Raw genomic sequence first — 15,671 nt, 5'->3', positions numbered from 1 at the left:
ACCATTGAGAACCGCCACCAAACATGAAAGTGTCGTTTCATGACTAACCCCCTCCTGAGCCCCAGCACCCTGCCGTACGGCCTGCCGCCCTTCGCGGATATCAACGCCGGCCACTACGCCGACGCCGTCGAGGCCGGCCTGGCCGAACACCTCGCAGAGATTCAGGCGATCGTCGACACACCGGAGCCCGCCAGCTTTGAGAACACCGCCGTCGCGATGGAGCGCTCCGGCGCTCTGTTGCAGCGTGCGGCGGCGTCCTTCTTTACGCTGGTGTCCGCGGACGCCACGGACGAGATCCGGGAGCTGGAGACCCGCCTCTCCCCCGCATTCTCCGCCCACGAGGACGCCATCTACCTCAACCGCGGCCTCTACGAGAGGTTCGCCGCAATTCCCACGGACGGGCTCGACGCCGAATCCGCCCGTCTGGTCGAGGAGTACCTGAAGGCGTTCCGCCAGTCCGGCATCCAGCTCGACGCCGCCGGCCAGGACCGGCTCCGGGCCATCAACGCCGAGCTCTCCACCCTGGGCACCGAGTTCGGCCAGCGGGTCAAGGAGGGCATGAAGTCCGCGTCGCTGCTGCTGGACGACGCCACGGACCTGGCCGGGCTGCCGGCCGACGACGTCGCCAGCGCCGCCGAGGCAGCCCGCACCGCCGGGGCCGAAGGCAAGTACCTGCTGACCCTGATCCAGCCGAGCAACCAGCCGGCAATGGCCGCGCTGGAGAACCGGGAGGTCCGCCGCAGGCTGTATGAGGCCTCGATCGGCCGCGGCAGCGACGGAGGGACCCTGGACGTACGGGACCTGGTCAGGGACATGGTCCGGCTGCGCGCCGAGAAGGCCACCCTGCTGGGCTTCGCCAACTTCGCCGAGCTCAGCGTGGACCAGCAGACCGCCCCCGACTTCGCCGCGGTGCAGGCGATGCTGGGCCGGTTGGCCCCGGCCGCCGTGCGGAATGCCGACGCCGAGGCCGAGGCCCTCGCCGAGGTCGCCGGCCACCCGCTGGAGGCGTGGGACTGGGCGTACTACTCCGCCCGGGTCAAGCGCGAACGCTACTCCGTGGACGAGCAGGCCCTGCGCCCCTACTTTGAGCTGGACCGGGTCCTGAAGGACGGGGTCTTCTTCGCGGCCAACGCCCTCTACGGCATCACGTTCCACGAGCGGACGGACCTGGCCGGCTACCACCCCGATGTCCGGGTCTGGGAGGTCAAGGACGCCGACGGCACGGGCCTGGGCCTCTTCCTGGGTGACTACTACACCCGCGAATCGAAGCGGGGCGGGGCGTGGATGAACTCCCTGGTGGAGCAGTCGGACCTGCTGGGGACCCGTCCCGTGGTGATCAACAACCTGAACATCTCCAAGCCGCCGGCCGGGGAACCGACGCTCCTGACCCTCGACGAGCTGCGGACCACCTTCCACGAGTTCGGCCACGCCCTGCACGGGCTCTTCTCCGCCGTGACCTACCCGCGGTTCTCCGGCACCTCGGTGCCGCGCGACTTCGTCGAGTACCCGTCCCAGGTCAACGAGATGTGGATCATGTGGCCGGAGGTGCTGGCCAACTACGCCCGGCACCACGTCTCGGGCGAGCCGCTGCCGCAGGAAGCCGTGGACAAGCTCGACGCCGCGGCGCTCTGGGGCGAGGGCTTCGGCACCACCGAGTACCTGGGCGCCGCCCTGCTGGACCTGGCCTGGCACGTCCTGGAGGAGTCCGAGGTCCCCGACGACGTCCTGAAGTTCGAGGCGAAGGCCCTGGCCGCCGCCGGCGTTGCGCACAGCCTGATCCCGCCCCGCTACCGCACCGGGTACTTCCAGCACATTTTCGCCGGCGGCTGGTACGCAGCGGGCTACTACTCCTACATCTGGAGCGAGGTGCTCGACGCCGAGACCGTCGAGTGGTTCAAGGAGAACGGCGGCCTGTCGCGGGCCAACGGGGACTTCTTCCGCACCGAACTGCTCTCCCGCGGCAACAGCCGCGACCCGCTGGAGTCCTTCCGGGCCTTCCGCGGCCGGGAAGCCCGGCTGGAACCGCTGCTCAAGCGCCGCGGCCTCGACTGAACTTCCTTAAACAAAAGACGGCGGCCGGTCACCATAAAGATGACCGACCGCCGTCGTGCTTTATCCAGGAGCGCAAGGCGCAGGGCGGTGTGATCCGGCAGAGTGCGTAAAAGGGGCCCCGCGCCCCAACCGGCAGCTCGGCTGCCGACAACGCGCGGGGAATAGCACGCAGAGGATCGCGCCGCTCGGCGCCCCGCAGGGCGCGCAGGCTACCAGCCGCGCTCGGCGAGGCGGTGCGGCTGTGGGATCTCGTCGACGTTGATGCCGACCATGGCCTCGCCCAGGCCGCGGGAGGCCTTGGCGATGACGTCCGGGTCGTCGAAGAAGGTGGTGGCCTTCACGACGGCGGCGGCGCGCTGGGCCGGGTTGCCGGACTTGAAGATTCCGGAGCCGACGAAGACGCCGTCGGCGCCGAGCTGCATCATCATGGCGGCGTCGGCCGGGGTGGCAATGCCGCCGGCGGTGAAGAGGACCACGGGGAGCTTGCCGGCAGCGGCAACTTCCTTGACCAGTTCGTACGGGGCCTGCAGTTCCTTGGCCGCGACGTACAGCTCGTCCTCGGGCAGGGCGGCGAGCTTGGCGATCTCGGAGCGGATCTTGCGCATGTGCCCGGTGGCGTTGGAGACGTCGCCGGTGCCGGCTTCGCCCTTGGAGCGGATCATGGCCGCGCCCTCGTTGATGCGGCGCAGGGCCTCACCGAGGTTGGTGGCGCCACAGACGAAGGGAACCTTGAAGTTCCACTTGTCGATGTGGTTGACATAGTCGGCCGGGGTGAGGACCTCGGACTCGTCGATGTAGTCGACGCCGAGGGACTGCAGGACCTGGGCCTCGACGAAGTGGCCGATGCGGGCCTTCGCCATGACGGGGATGGAGACCGCGTCGATGATCTGGTCGATCATGTCCGGGTCGGACATGCGGGACACGCCGCCCTGGGCGCGGATGTCAGCGGGAACGCGTTCCAGCGCCATCACGGCCACGGCACCGGCGTCTTCGGCAATGCGGGCCTGCTCGACGTTGACGACGTCCATGATGACGCCGCCCTTGAGCATCTCCGCCATGCCGCGCTTGACGCGGCTGCTGCCCGTGACGTTCTGGGCGGACGCGCCGGCTTCGCTGCTTACATCAGGTGTAGACACAAAAACCCCTATGGGTAGATAGATGACCTCGCCCGGCGCGGACGGCACACGGGTACCGTGTGCGTTCACCCCGGATTACCGGAAACCATTGGCCGGTAAGGGTAATACTAGTCCCCCGCTGCGGGCCGGTTGAACTCGGGTTACGCCCCGGAACCGGGCGGGGACAGCGTCGGGGACAGGGTACGCCGGGCTGTGGCCGGTGGGTGCAGCCCGGCTCAGGCGGCGTGGTCGCTGGTGGTGCCGCGGGCTTCCTCCAGCGACTGCCGGCGGACGGCGCCGACCCGCTGGATGATCGTCACGAAACTGGCCAGCGCGAGCAGGCAGAGGGTGACGAGCAGGACCACCGGCGGCAGGCCGATGCCGGTGAAGCCGGTGACCACCAGCACGGAGACGAGCCGTTCGGCACGCTCTGCGATGCCGACGTTGGCGTGGAATCCCAGCGCCTCGGCCTTGGCCCGGGCGTAGGAGACCACCATGCCGAGGACCAGGCAGAGCAGGGCGGCAACGGCGATGGCCGGATTCGCCCCGCCGGTGAAGAACCAGACGGCGACGCCGGCGAACAGGGCGCCGTCGGCCACCCGGTCCAGCGTGGAGTCCAGGAAGTTGCCCCACCGGCCGCCGCGTTCCTGCAGCCGCGCCATGATCCCGTCGATGACGTCGGAGAAGATGAACGCGGTGATGAAGATGGTTCCCCACCAGAGCTGGCCCAGCGGATAGAAGACGAGGGCGCCGACGACGACGCCGGCGGTGCCGACGATCGTCACGGCGTCCGGGGAGACGCCCATCCGCAGCAGCCAGCGGGCCAGCGGGGTGAACAGCGCGGTGAAGAACCCGCGGGCGTGCTTATTCAGCATCCGGTGTTCCCGCCGCCGGTTCCGTGGCCGCGGACGCGGGCCACGCTTCCGAGACCTGCCGGCGGACCTCACCGAGGGTCTGGGTCATCGCCTTGGTCTGGGCGATGATCGGGAAGAAGTTTCCGTCCCCGCCCCAGCGCGGCACCACATGCTGGTGGAGGTGGCCCGCGACGCCGGCGCCGCCGGTGACGCCCTGGTTCATGCCCAAGTTGAAGCCGGTGGGGTTGGAGACCTTCCGGAGCACGCGCATGGCGGTCTGCGACAGGTCGGCGAACTCGGCGGTCTCCTCGACCGTCAGATCCGTGTAGTCCGGGATGTGCCGGTACGGGCAGACCAGCAGGTGCCCGGGGTTGTATGGGTACAGGTTCAGCACCACGTAGCAGGTCCGGCCGCGGTAGACGATCAGCGATTCCTCGTCCTGGCGTTCCGGTGCCACGCAGAACGGGCAGTCGTCCTGGTTCCTGAACTGGTGCTGGCCGCCCTTGATGTACGCCATGCGGTGCGGAGTCCACAGGCGCTGGAACGAGTCCGGCACGCCGGCCAGGCCAAAGTCATCGGTCACGCCGTCGTCGCCAGGGTAGCCCTGGCCGGCGCCTGTGGATTCCTGCACTTGGTGCTCCCCCGCTAGCTGGTCCGCTCGCGGACGGCGTCCACGATGCGTCGGACGGCCTCGGCCACCGGCACGCCGTTGTCCTGGCTGCCGTCCCGGAACCGGAAGGACACGGCCCCGGCCTCGGCGTCGTCGCCGCCGGCGATCAGCACGAACGGGATCTTGTCCTTGCTGGCGGTGCGGATCTTCTTCGGGAACCGGTCCGAGGAGATGTCCACCTCGGCGCGGATGCCCGCGGCCTTGAGCTGGTCGACGACGTCGAACATGTAGTCGTTGAACGCCTCGGCCACCGGGATGCCGACCACCTGGACGGGGGCGAGCCAGGCCGGGAACGCGCCGGCGTAGTGCTCGGTGAGGACGCCCATGAACCGTTCGATCGAGCCGAACAGTGCGCGGTGGATCATGACCGGGCGCTGGCGGGTGCCGTCGGAGGCCTGGAATTCCAGTTCGAAGCGCTCCGGCAGGTTGAAGTCCAGCTGGATGGTGGACATCTGCCAGGTCCGGCCGATGGCGTCACGGGCCTGGACGGAGATTTTCGGGCCGTAGAACGCCGCTCCGCCCGGATCCGGGACCAGCTCGAGGCCGGATTCGGTCGCCACTTCCTCGAGGGTGCGGGTGGCTTCTTCCCAGACCTCGTCGGCGCCGACGAACTTCTCCGGGTCCTTGGTGGAGAGCTCCAGGTAGAAGTCCTGCAGGCCGTAGTCCTTGAGCAGGCCCAGCACGAAGTTCAGGGTCTTGGTCAGTTCGTCCTTCATCTGCTCGCGGGTGCAGTAGATGTGGGCGTCGTCCTGGGTCATGCCCCGGACGCGGGTCAGGCCGTGCACCACGCCGGACTTCTCGTAGCGGTAGACCGAGCCGAATTCGAAGAGCCGCAGCGGCAGTTCACGGTAGGAGCGGCCGCGCGAGCGGAAGATCAGGTTGTGCATGGGGCAGTTCATCGGCTTCAGGTAGTAGTCCTGGCCGGGCTTGCGGACGGTGCCGTCCTCGTTCAGTTCCGCGTCGATGTGCATCGGGGGGAACATTCCGTCCCGGTACCAGTCCAGGTGCCCGGAGACCTCGTAGAGGTGGCCCTTCGTGATGTGCGGGGTGTAGACGAACTCGTAGCCGGCGTCGACGTGCCGCTGCCGGGAGTAGTCCTCCATGGCCTTGCGGATGATGCCGCCCTTGGGGTGGAACACAGGCAGGCCGGAGCCCAGCTCGTCCGGGAAGGAGAACAGGTCCAGTTCGGCGCCGAGCTTGCGGTGGTCGCGGCGTTCGGCCTCGGCGATGCGCTCCTGGTAGGCCTTGAGGGCTTCCTTGGTGGGCCAGGCGGTGCCGTAGATGCGCTGGAGCTGCTTGTTCTTCTCGCTGCCGCGCCAGTAGGCCGCGGAGGAGCGGGTCAGGGCGAAGGCGTTGGAGATCAGCTTGGTGTTGGGCAGGTGCGGGCCGCGGCACAGGTCGCACCAGACCGTGGTGCCTTCCTTGCGCTCGACGTTGTCGTAAATGCTCAGTTCGCCGCCGCCGACCTCGACGCTGGAGCCGTCCTCGTCGCTGCCGGCGCCCTTAAGGCCGATCAGTTCGAGCTTGTACGGCTCGTCCTTCATCGCCTCGCGTGCCTCGTCCTCGGTCACCACGCGGCGGACGAACTTCTGGTTCTGGTTGACGATCTTCAGCATCATCTTCTCGAGCTGGCGCAGGTCCTCCGGGGTGAAGGGTTCCTCGACGTCGAAATCGAAGTAGAAGCCGTCGGTGATGTACGGTCCGATGCCCAGCTTGGCGTCGGGGCGCAGCTGCTGCACGGCCTGGGCCATGACGTGGGCGGTGGAGTGGCGCAGCACGTTCAGGCCGTCCGCGGAGTCGATGGTGACGCCTTCGACGTCGGCGCCGGCCGGCAGGGGCTGGTCCAGGTCCTTCAGTTCGCCGTTGACACGGGCCACGACGACGTCGCGGCGCTCGAAGAAGAGTTCCGCGCCGGTGGTCCCGGTAGTCACCTGGGTCTCTTCGCCATCGACGAGAAGGGTGATCTGCTGGGCATCTGACACGGGTGTCTCCTATTCACGGTTTTAAGGCTTCGTAGCTTGTGGCGTACGGGGACCACAGCCAGCCTCGTCCATGCTATCGGTATTTCCGGACGCCCAACCAACGCCCGCCACCTCCCCCGGAGCCGCTTTCGGAGCCGCCCTCAACCGCTGAACCCCGTGATCGCGAGGGTCCGCCGGATGCCGTCCAGCGCCCCGGGCGCCATGTCCAGCGGCGGGGTCTCGGGCGCGTCGCCGCCGGTAATGGCGCCTCCGCCCGAGCCGGTACCCGCGCCGGCGGCCGGGAAGGGAAGGGTGTCGGTGCGGCTGAGGTCCCAGGCCATGGAAGCGCTGATGCTGATGCCACGGGGCCCGGTGCGGCGGGTGGTGCCGCGGATCAGCAGCAGCCGGGTGCTGAAGAGCAGCGGCCCGGCCTGCTCCTGGGCCTCGTGGAAGAAAACCGAGTCCACGCAGCCGGTCCCGTCGTCGATGCTGATGAAGACCACCCGCCGGCCGCCGCGCATCGGCGGGGTCTGGGTGGCCACCCGCACGCCGGCCACCAGCACCTCGGTGCCGTTGCGCAGCTTCAGGAGCTGGTCCGCCGTGGTGACGCCCAGCCGGTCCAGCAGCGGCCTGTGGCTGTCCACCAGGTGGGCGCTGACGTCCACGGCCATCAGGTCCAGCTCGGCCCGGACAGTCTCCACCAGCGTGGGGGCGGGCCGGCCGCCCTTGAGGTTGGTCAGTTCCACATCCCCCAGCGGCAGGGCCAGCTGGCCCTCGATCACCTCGGCGCCCTTGCGCTGCGTCCTGGTCTGCAGCTGCTGCAGGTGGTGGACCAGGTCCGCCCGGTTGGTGTTGCCGCCGGCGGCACGGTGCAGGGAGTCGAAGGCCCCCAGCTGGGCGAGGCGCTGGATGCTGGGTTTGCTGATCCTGGTCCGGGCGCGCAGGTCCGCGAGGGAGTCGTAGGGCTGGCCGGCGACGATGCGTTTCAGTTCGGCGCCGGAGAGACCGAAGATTCCCTTCAGGCTCAGCCGGATGCCCAGTTTCCCCCGGTCCGGGCCGTCCACGACCGGTTCCACCCGGTATTCGGCCTGGCTGCGGTTGATGTCCAGGGGCAGGATGGGGATGCCCATGCGGCGGGCCTCGGCCACCAGGAGCCGCTTGGGATACATGCCGGGGTCGTGTTCCCAGATCCCGGCCAGGAACGCCTCCGGGTGGTGGGTTTTCAGCCACGCCGACTGATAGGTGGGCACGGCGAAGGCGGCGCCGTGGGCCTTGCAGAACCCGAAGCTGCCGAAGGCCTTCAGGGTTCCCCAGACCTTGTCAACGACCGCCGGGGAATAGTCCCGCCGCTTGGCCTCCCGGCGGAAGAATTCCTCCACCTGGTTCTCCAGTACCTCGTTGCCCAGGGCGCGCCGGAACTCATCGGCGCGGGCCAGGCCGCAGCCGGTCATCACGTCGAAGGTCTTCAGGATCTGTTCGTGGAAGACAGTGACGCCGTGGGTTTCCTTCAGCACCGGCTTGAGGTCCGGGTGCGGGAACACCTCCGGGGCGAAGCCGTGCCGGTGTTCCAGGAAGGGCCGGACCATGTCCGACTTCATCGGCCCGGGCCGAAAGAGGGAGATGTCGATGATGAGGTCGTTGAACTCCCGGGGGGCCAGCTTTCCGATCAGTTCGCGCTGGCCCGGGGATTCGATCTGGAAGCAGCCAAGGGTGTGGGTGCTGCGGATCAGGTCGAAGGTGGGCTCATCGTCCAGCGGGACGGCGTTCAGGTCGATGGTGCCGTCCTCGGCAATGTAGTCCGGCCCGCTGCCGTCCGGCCCGGGCTGGTGGTTTCCGGCGGCTACCACGTCCGCTTTCGAGGGGTGCAGCCGGATGACCTCCCGGACTGCGAAGGCCATGGCGGACTGCATACGGACGCCCAGGACGTCGAGTTTGAGCATGCCCATGGGGTCCATGTCGTGCTTATCGAACTGGCTCATCGGCAGGCCCAGGCCGCTGGGCTGGACCGGGGTGCGGTCCAGCAGCGTGGCATCGCCCAGGATGACCCCGCACGGGTGCATGGAGATGTGCCGGGGCAGCCGGTCCAGCCGTTCGGTCAGGTCCACCAGCAGGTCCAGCTGTTGGTTGCCGGTGAAGTCCCGCTGCTCCACCCGCCCGGCGAACTCCTTCAGCTCCGGCTTCTCCACCAGCGCCTCGCGGAAGTTCCGTGCGGAGAACCGCCACAGCTGTTTGGCGATCTCGTCGATGTCGCCGCCCTCCATGCCGAGGGCCAGTCCGGCGTCGCGCACGGCACCCCGGGCGCGGTACCCGTTCTGCATGCTCATCAGGGTCACCCGCTCGGCACCGAACCGGTCGAAGATCTTCCGGTAGACGTTGTGCCGTTCGGCGCTCTCGACGTCGATGTCGATGTCCGGCAGGGTGGCCCGGTCCCTGGAGAGGAAGCGTTCGAAGATCAGGTCGTGCTGCAGCGGGTTCACCTGGCTGACGCCGATCAGGTAGTTGACCAGGCTGGAGGCCCCGGAGCCCCGGGCCGCGGCGCGCACCCCCATGTCCGTGATCATCCGGGACACCTCGGCCACGGTCAGGAAGTAGGAGGCGAACCCCAGGCTGTCGATGATCCGCAGCTCGTGCTCCAGCCTGGCCCGCAGCTCCACGGCACTGCTGCCGCTGATGCCGGGAAAGCGGCGGGTGATGCCGGCCTCGCAGCGGGCCGCCAGTTCGGCCAGCGGGTCCCCCTCGATCCCGATCACGGCCGCTTCCGGGACCACCGGCTGCTTCCAGCCCATGTCCGCGGCCGGGTCTATCCGGCAGCGGTCCGCGAGCGCCTCGGTATGCGCCAGCAGGCTCTTGAGGTCGGCCGCGCCGAATCCCGCGGCGTGAATGATTTCCTTGCCCAGCTCCAGCATCTGCGCGGAGCTTTTGAGCCAGGCCTGTCCGTTGGGTTGCAGCAGCGGCTCGCCGGCCAGTTCGGGCAGCGACTTCAGGGTCCGGGCGGAGTCCAGCACGTCCGCCGTGGCCGCCCCGTCCTCGGCGACATAGCGCACGGCGTTGCTGAGCACGGCGGGAACGCCGTGTTCGGCGGCCAGCTTGAGCATCCGCACGGCGTGCGCTGTGCTGAGGTGCTCCCCCGGGGCGCTCAGCTGGGAGACCACCTCGGCGGTGACGGTTCCCGCCGGCATGGCGTCGAGCCATTGCTTGAACAGGGTGCGCGGCCGCAGGTAGCGCCGCCCGCCCATGGAGCGGCCGACGTCGGAGTCCGGTCCGAGCAATACCGTCAGCACCGGCTCGAGCGTCTGCGGATCCAGCGCCCGGGATGCCAGTTCGGCCCGTGTTACCGCGGCGGGGACCGTACCGCCGGCCTTTCCCGTGGTGCGGGCGTGGGCATCGGAGATCAGCCGGCACAGGGCGCGGTATCCGGCCCCGGCGTTTCCCCCGTGGGCCAGGACGACGACGCGGCCGCCCACCTGGGTGCGGAGGTCGCCGTCGTCGTCAAAGACTGCCAGGTCCACCCCCACGATGGGATCCAGCCCCGCGGCCATGCAGGCCTTGAGGTGTTTGATGGTGCCGTAGAGGCCGTCACGGTCGGTGCAGGCGAGCGCCGTCGCCCCGTCGGCTGCGGCCGCCGCGGCCAGTTCCTCCGGCCAGGACACGCCATAGTGGGCGCTGAAGGCAGTGGAGACATGCAGGTGGGTGAAGCTCATGCCGACGCTGGCCTCCGCTGCCCCGCCAGGGCGTCGTGGAGCCGCAACAGCCGCCAGCGCCCGCTGCGCAGGTGGCGGCTGAGGTCGAGGGTGAGGCTTTGGTCCGGGGCCGAGGCGTCCCGGACCTCGAGCCGCCAGATCTCCGAGTCCACCAGGCCTGGGCCGCTGCCCAGCGGTGCGCGCTGCACTTCAGCCCACCACTCACGCCGTTCGAACCACCGCACTGGCTCGGCGCACAACTCATAGCTCCGTCCCGCCCAGACCAGGGACTCGGGCCGGCCCTCCGGGGTGCAGGCCACCTCCACGGATTCGCTGAACATCCCCATGATGCCTCCCGGGCGCAGTGTTTTAGACGAACGGGCTGGACGGCCGCCGGGCAGGTGCGCCGGAAGGTGCAGGTGCCACAGGCGGGAGGCCAGCCGGGTTCAAGCTTGAATTATTCGAACATATCTTCGAATAGAACAAGTCTACGACGGGGCCGGGACAAAACCTAGATCAGGGGTGGACGGGGCCAACGTCCGGGGGCAGGATTGGCCTATGAGCTCGCACAACGCACTCCTGAAGCACGTCAGCATCGCCGCCAAGGATTCAACGTTGGTGGCGACCTTCGATATAGACGGCAATATCCCGGCTTCGGGCGCCTACGTGGTGGGGCTGGTCGCGGCGACGCCGGACCATTCTCATCAACGGCGGCTGGAAATCGAATTCCTCAATGGCGAGGCCGTGTCCTTCTTCTGCTTCAGCCATGACGGCACGGAGGAGAACTTCGATATCAAGGGCGTCCAGCATTCCGGGAACACCATCACGGGCAACTTCCCGCTAAGCACGGTACTGGGCCTGCCCAAGGGGCACCTGATGACGGCCTACAGCGACTGCGACGGGCGGGAGTACCAGGCCAACGTCCCCGTGGAGGAATCCCTCTAGCTAGCTGCCGGCCTTGTAGACCTCAAGCTCCAGGCGAATGAAGGCATCGATCATGGCCTTGTAGGTCGCTCCGACGATGTCGGTGTCGATGTCGTTGCGTTCGGCCGTTGCCTTCACGTGTTCCAGGACGCGCTCCACCCGTCCCGGGGCGCGGACCTCGGCGCTGTCGGCCTTGAGCGTCCCGGCGATCCGGATCAACCGCTCCCGGCGTCCGATCAGCGCGACGATCTGCTCGTCAACCTCGTCCACGGCCACCCGCACGGCGGCGAGCTGGTCCTTATCGGCCTGGGCTGCTTTGTCCTCTGCGTGATTTGTCGACATCTGCATGACAGTATCGAACGATGCAACCACGAGTCGACTTCATCTCCCTTGGCGTCCGCAGCGTGGAAGCCTCCCGCCGGTTCTACGTGACGGGCCTGGGCTGGCCCGTCCACCGCGAAGTCCCCGGGGAAGTGCTCTTCCTGCAGATCAACCACGGGCTCATCCTCTCGCTCTGGGACGCGTGCCAGATGCGGGCCGAAGCCGGGACGGATTCCCCCGCCGGAATCCCTCCCATCACCCTGAGCCACAACGTGCACAGCGCCGACGCGGTGGACAGGGTCATGGGCGAGGCTGCGGCCGCCGGGGCCACCATCGTCGCGCCGCCCAAAACCCAGCCGTGGGGCGGCTACACCGGCTACTTCGCGGACCCGGACGGCTTCCGCTGGGAGGTCGCGTTCAACCCGACCTGGACCGTGGACGCGGCCGGCAGGGTCACGGTCTAACCCCGTATCAGGCCTGGAACAGGCTGCCGACCGGTTCGATCAGTTCCGGGGAGTCGTTGCGGACGTTCCCGACGGCGGTGCCGACGGCGTCGATCTGCCAACCCTCGGCGACGTCGTGGGCGTTGGCGCGGACGATGCCGACCAGTTCCGCGGCGTCCTCGGCCCTGGGGTCAAGCCAGGCCTCCATGGTGGCGCGGTCCATCGGCAGCGGCACCCGGTCGTGCAGGGCCGTCAGTTCCGCCAGCATCCCGTCGGCGTAACCCTCGGGCGGCGAATCGGTGGTCAGGATCGTCGTCGAGAGCAGCCACCTGCCCGGGTCCCCCTCTTCCTTGGACGGGTCCTTCCACCACTCGTACAGTCCCGCGAACGCCACCGGTGAGCCGTCCTTCGGATGCACGTAGTAGGGCTGCTTCCCCTTGCCCTGGCCCTTCCACTCGTAGTAGCCGTCGGCCGGGACGGCGCAGCGCCGGGACCGCGTGGCCTTCCGGAACGCCGGCTTCTCCAGCACACTCTCGCTGCGGGCGTTGATCATCTTCGACCCGATGCCGGGGTCCTTGGCCCAGGACGGGACCAGTCCCCAGCGGGCGATGTGGAGCTGCCGCGCCGGGTGCTCCGCCCCCTCGACCAGCCGCTCCAGGATGATCGGCACGTCCGCCGTCGGTGCGACGTTCCACGACGGCGGCACGGCGATCTCCTCCTCGAGCCCGGCGTCGAACTCGGCCAGCAGGTCTCCGACGGCCCGGGCCATCACATAGCGTCCACACATGCCCCCAGCATGCCACCGGCCGGCCGGGCCTGCACAGGTGCCGCATCGGGACCAGCACCCGGCCGGCACGTCCCTGCGGGAATACCGTCCCGCAGGATACGGTTATTCCAGAGACGTCCGATTGACCGTCCCGGCACGCACCGGCAACCCACCTGAGGAGAATTTCGTGGACTTCACCCCCGAATCCGGCACCATCACCATGTTCTCGACCACGTGGTGCGGCTACTGCAACCGGCTGAAGAAGCAGCTGGACGCGCAGGGCATCGGGTACACCGAGATCAACATCGAGGAAGTCGAAGGCACGGCCGAACTGGTCGAGCAGCTCAACGGCGGCAACCGTACCGTCCCCACCGTGCTGTTCCCGGACGGCACCGCCGCCACCAACCCCTCCGCGGCAGAGGTCAAGAGCCGCCTCGCGGCCTAACCCGCCAGCACCAGAGAACAGCCACACCAGACACGACGCGGACTCCGGATTACCCGGGGCCCGCGTCGCGCCGTATCCGGCACCCCCGCGCCGGGCGGCGGCATCGAAAGGAGCTCTCCCATGGTCCATAAGGTCAAGGGCGCAATCGTCCGGTCCAAGAACGCCCCCGTCACCCTGGAAACCATCCTGGTGCCCGATCCCGGCCCCGGCGAGGCGCTGGTGGACATCCTCACCTGCGGCGTCTGCCACACCGACCTGCACTACAAACAGGGTGCCATCAACGACGACTTCCCGTTCCTGCTCGGCCACGAGGCCACCGGCGTGGTCAGCGCGGTCGGCCCCGATGTCACCTCGGTGGCTCCCGGGGACCGCGTGGTGCTGAATTGGCGCGCCGTCTGCGGCGAATGCCGGGCCTGCCGCCGCGGCGAACCGCAGTACTGCTTCAACACGCACAACGCCGCCCAGAAGATGACCCTGGAAGACGGCACGGAGCTCACCGCCGCCCTGGGCATCGGCGCCTTCGCCGAGAAGACGCTCGTCGCCGCAGGCCAGTGCACCAAGGTGGACCCCGAGGCCGACCCGGCCGCCGTCGGCCTGCTCGGCTGCGGCGTCATGGCGGGCCTCGGCGCCGCGATCAACACCGGCAACGTCGGCCGCGGCGACTCGGTGGCCGTGATCGGCTGCGGCGGGGTGGGCGTGGCGGCCATCGCCGGCGCCGCGCTCGCCGGCGCCACCACGGTGATCGCCGTCGACATCGACCCCAACAAGCTCGAACGCGCCAAGGACCTGGGTGCCACCCACACGGTGGATTCCTCCGCCGTAGACCCCGTGGAGGCCATCCGTGAGCTGACCGGCGGTTTCGGCGCCGACGTCGTGATCGACGCCGTGGGCCGTCCCGAGACGTACAAGCAGGCTTTCTACGCCCGCGACCTGGCCGGCACCGTGGTGCTGGTGGGCGTCCCCAGCCCGGAGATGACCCTGGAGCTGCCGCTGCTGGATGTGTTTGGCCGCGGCGGTTCACTGAAGTCCTCCTGGTACGGCGACTGCCTGCCCTCCCGGGACTTCCCGATGCTGATCGACCTGTACCGGCAGGGACGGCTGGACCTGGACGCCTTCGTCACCGAGCGCATCGGCATCGACCAGATCGAGGAAGCCTTCGAGAAGATGCACTCCGGCGCCGTCCTGCGTTCCGTGGTGGAGCTGTGAGCAACGACGTGGACGGCCTGCGGATCGACCGACTGGTCACCTCGGGAACGTTCTCGCTCGACGGCGGCACCTGGGACGTGGAGAACAACGTCTGGATCGTGGGCGACGACGCCGAGTGCGTCGTGATCGACCCGGCGCACGACGCCGCCGCGATCGCCGCCGCCGTCGGCCACCGGAAGGTCACCGCCATCCTGCTCACGCACGGTCATGACGACCACATCGCCGCCGTGGGCGAGTTCCGGAAACTGACCGGCGCCCCCGTGTACCTGCACCGGGACGACTGGATGCTCTGGGACCGGGTGTTCCCGGGCACCGAACCGGACCACGCGATTGCCGACGGCGACTCGTTCGACGTCGCCGGCGCCCGCCTGGTGGCCCTCCACACGCCCGGCCACTCGCCCGGATCGGTCAGCGTCCGGCTCGAAAGCGAGGGCACCGTCTTCACCGGCGACACCCTGTTCCAGGGCGGACCCGGGGCCACCGGCCGGTCCTTCAGCGACTTCCCGACCATCATCGAGTCCATCTCCTCCCGGCTGCTGACCCTGCCGGCGGAGACGGTGGTTCGCACCGGGCACGGGGACCAGACCACCATCGGCGCCGAGGCCCCGCACCTGCAGGAGTGGATCGACCGGGGCCACTGACGCCGCGGGAGGAACACCACCCACCAGCCATACCTCTTGGGCTCCGTCCGGATTTCCGGGCGGGGCCCATTAGGCTGTGGGCTCATGAGCACCAATCCCAGCATGGAACCGGACCTCTTCGCCGCGGACCTTCGGACCCAGTTCGAGGCGTTCCTCGACGATCACCGGGCCGATCTGGAGGCCAGCCTCGACGGACTGAGCGAGGAGGAGGCACGGGCGGCCCTGGTGCCCTCGCGCACCACGCTGCTGGGTCTGGTCAAGCACGCGGCCTTTGTCGAGAAGGTCTGGTTCGACGAGGCCATCACCTGCCGCAGCCGCGCCGAGATCGGCATACCGGCGACGCCGGACGAGTCGTTTGTGCTGGACCCTGAGGACACCATCGCCTCGGTGCGGGCCGCCTACCGCGAGGCCTGCGCCGGCTCCCGGGCCCGTACCGCGGCGTTGGGGCCCGACGACCTGGTCCGCGGCAACCGGCGCGGACCGCTGCCGCTGCGGTGGGTGTACCTGCACATGCTGCGCGAACTGGCCCAGCATTGCGGGCACGCGGACATCCTGCGCGAACAAATCCTGGCCGCCCGGGCCCAATGATGGGC

The 15,671-nt window shown here is 68.8% G+C and carries 15 protein-coding genes; 7 read left to right on the top strand and 8 right to left on the bottom strand.

The window, feature by feature from the left end; translation table 11 throughout:
- Positions 1-39 precede the first annotated feature (39 nt).
- Positions 40-2,052 (top strand): M3 family metallopeptidase, encoded by a 2,013-nt coding sequence (locus tag ACFUCU_RS02030; protein ID WP_377970339.1) that lies wholly within the window; start codon positions 40-42, stop codon positions 2,050-2,052.
- Between the two features lie 209 nt (positions 2,053-2,261).
- On the opposite strand, the gene pdxS is transcribed toward ACFUCU_RS02030, so the two are convergent.
- The 6 genes from pdxS to ACFUCU_RS02000 form a co-directional block, all read right to left on the bottom strand.
- Complete coding sequence (gene pdxS / locus ACFUCU_RS02025) at positions 2,262-3,188, bottom strand: pyridoxal 5'-phosphate synthase lyase subunit PdxS (RefSeq protein WP_290257711.1); 927 nt, start codon at positions 3,186-3,188, stop codon at positions 2,262-2,264.
- Between the two features lie 215 nt (positions 3,189-3,403).
- A complete protein-coding gene (gene pgsA / locus ACFUCU_RS02020; protein WP_364135429.1) occupies positions 3,404-4,042 on the bottom strand; it encodes a phosphatidylinositol phosphate synthase in 639 nt (212 codons plus the stop codon).
- The gene (locus ACFUCU_RS02015; protein ID WP_377970336.1) at positions 4,032-4,652 is read right to left on the bottom strand and encodes an HIT family protein; all 621 of its coding nucleotides are present in this window, start codon (positions 4,650-4,652) and stop codon (positions 4,032-4,034) included. The genes pgsA and ACFUCU_RS02015 overlap by 11 nt, the downstream gene beginning before the upstream one ends.
- Before the next feature lie 14 nt (positions 4,653-4,666).
- Positions 4,667-6,673, bottom strand: coding sequence for a threonine--tRNA ligase (gene thrS, locus ACFUCU_RS02010; protein WP_377970334.1), 2,007 nt, complete (start codon positions 6,671-6,673; stop codon positions 4,667-4,669).
- Between the two features lie 140 nt (positions 6,674-6,813).
- Positions 6,814-10,353 (bottom strand): DNA polymerase III subunit alpha, encoded by a 3,540-nt coding sequence (locus tag ACFUCU_RS02005; RefSeq protein WP_377970333.1) that lies wholly within the window; start codon positions 10,351-10,353, stop codon positions 6,814-6,816.
- Complete coding sequence (locus tag ACFUCU_RS02000) at positions 10,350-10,679, bottom strand: DUF6504 family protein (protein WP_364135418.1); 330 nt, start codon at positions 10,677-10,679, stop codon at positions 10,350-10,352. Before ACFUCU_RS02000 ends, ACFUCU_RS02005 begins: the two co-directional genes overlap by 4 nt.
- A gap of 211 nt (positions 10,680-10,890) precedes the next feature.
- Here ACFUCU_RS02000 and ACFUCU_RS01995 point away from each other — a divergent pair, with 211 nt between their 5' ends.
- On the top strand, positions 10,891-11,277 hold the full coding sequence (locus ACFUCU_RS01995) for a hypothetical protein (protein ID WP_377970331.1): 387 nt from the start codon (positions 10,891-10,893) through the stop codon (positions 11,275-11,277).
- Here ACFUCU_RS01995 and ACFUCU_RS01990 read toward each other — a convergent pair whose 3' ends face one another.
- Positions 11,278-11,604: a chorismate mutase gene (locus tag ACFUCU_RS01990; RefSeq protein ID WP_377970329.1), complete on the bottom strand. Its 327-nt coding sequence runs from the start codon at positions 11,602-11,604 to the stop codon at positions 11,278-11,280.
- A 14-nt stretch (positions 11,605-11,618) separates the two neighbouring features.
- On the opposite strand from ACFUCU_RS01990, the gene ACFUCU_RS01985 reads away from it, so the two are divergent.
- Positions 11,619-12,041, top strand: coding sequence for a VOC family protein (locus ACFUCU_RS01985; protein WP_377970327.1), 423 nt, complete (start codon positions 11,619-11,621; stop codon positions 12,039-12,041).
- Positions 12,042-12,048: 7 nt separating this feature from the next.
- Here the strand turns inward: ACFUCU_RS01985 and ACFUCU_RS01980 are convergent, their stop codons facing one another.
- A complete protein-coding gene (locus tag ACFUCU_RS01980; RefSeq protein ID WP_377970326.1) occupies positions 12,049-12,807 on the bottom strand; it encodes an SOS response-associated peptidase in 759 nt (252 codons plus the stop codon).
- Positions 12,808-12,973: 166 nt separating this feature from the next.
- On the opposite strand from ACFUCU_RS01980, the gene ACFUCU_RS01975 reads away from it, so the two are divergent.
- The 4 genes from ACFUCU_RS01975 to ACFUCU_RS01960 all read left to right on the top strand — a co-directional run bounded on the left by ACFUCU_RS01975 (position 12,974) and on the right by ACFUCU_RS01960 (position 15,666).
- Entirely contained in the window at positions 12,974-13,231 is a 258-nt protein-coding gene (locus tag ACFUCU_RS01975) for a mycoredoxin (RefSeq protein WP_290257701.1), read from the top strand.
- Between the two features lie 120 nt (positions 13,232-13,351).
- Positions 13,352-14,437 carry an S-(hydroxymethyl)mycothiol dehydrogenase gene (locus ACFUCU_RS01970; protein WP_377970324.1) on the top strand — a complete coding sequence of 362 codons (1,086 nt, stop codon included), beginning with the start codon at positions 13,352-13,354 and terminating at the stop codon, positions 14,435-14,437.
- Positions 14,434-15,078, top strand: a complete 645-nt coding sequence (locus ACFUCU_RS01965) for an MBL fold metallo-hydrolase (protein ID WP_377970323.1) — start codon at positions 14,434-14,436, stop codon at positions 15,076-15,078. The genes ACFUCU_RS01970 and ACFUCU_RS01965 overlap by 4 nt, the downstream gene beginning before the upstream one ends.
- 84 nt (positions 15,079-15,162) lie before the next feature.
- Entirely contained in the window at positions 15,163-15,666 is a 504-nt protein-coding gene (locus tag ACFUCU_RS01960) for a DinB family protein (RefSeq protein WP_377970322.1), read from the top strand.
- Positions 15,667-15,671 lie beyond the last annotated feature (5 nt).

The organism is Arthrobacter sp. NPDC057259 (assembly GCF_042668995.1).
Lineage (GTDB): Bacteria > Actinomycetota > Actinomycetes > Actinomycetales > Micrococcaceae > Arthrobacter.
Note: the sequence above shows the minus strand (reverse complement) of the source record. Positions and strands in the feature narration are given on the sequence as shown.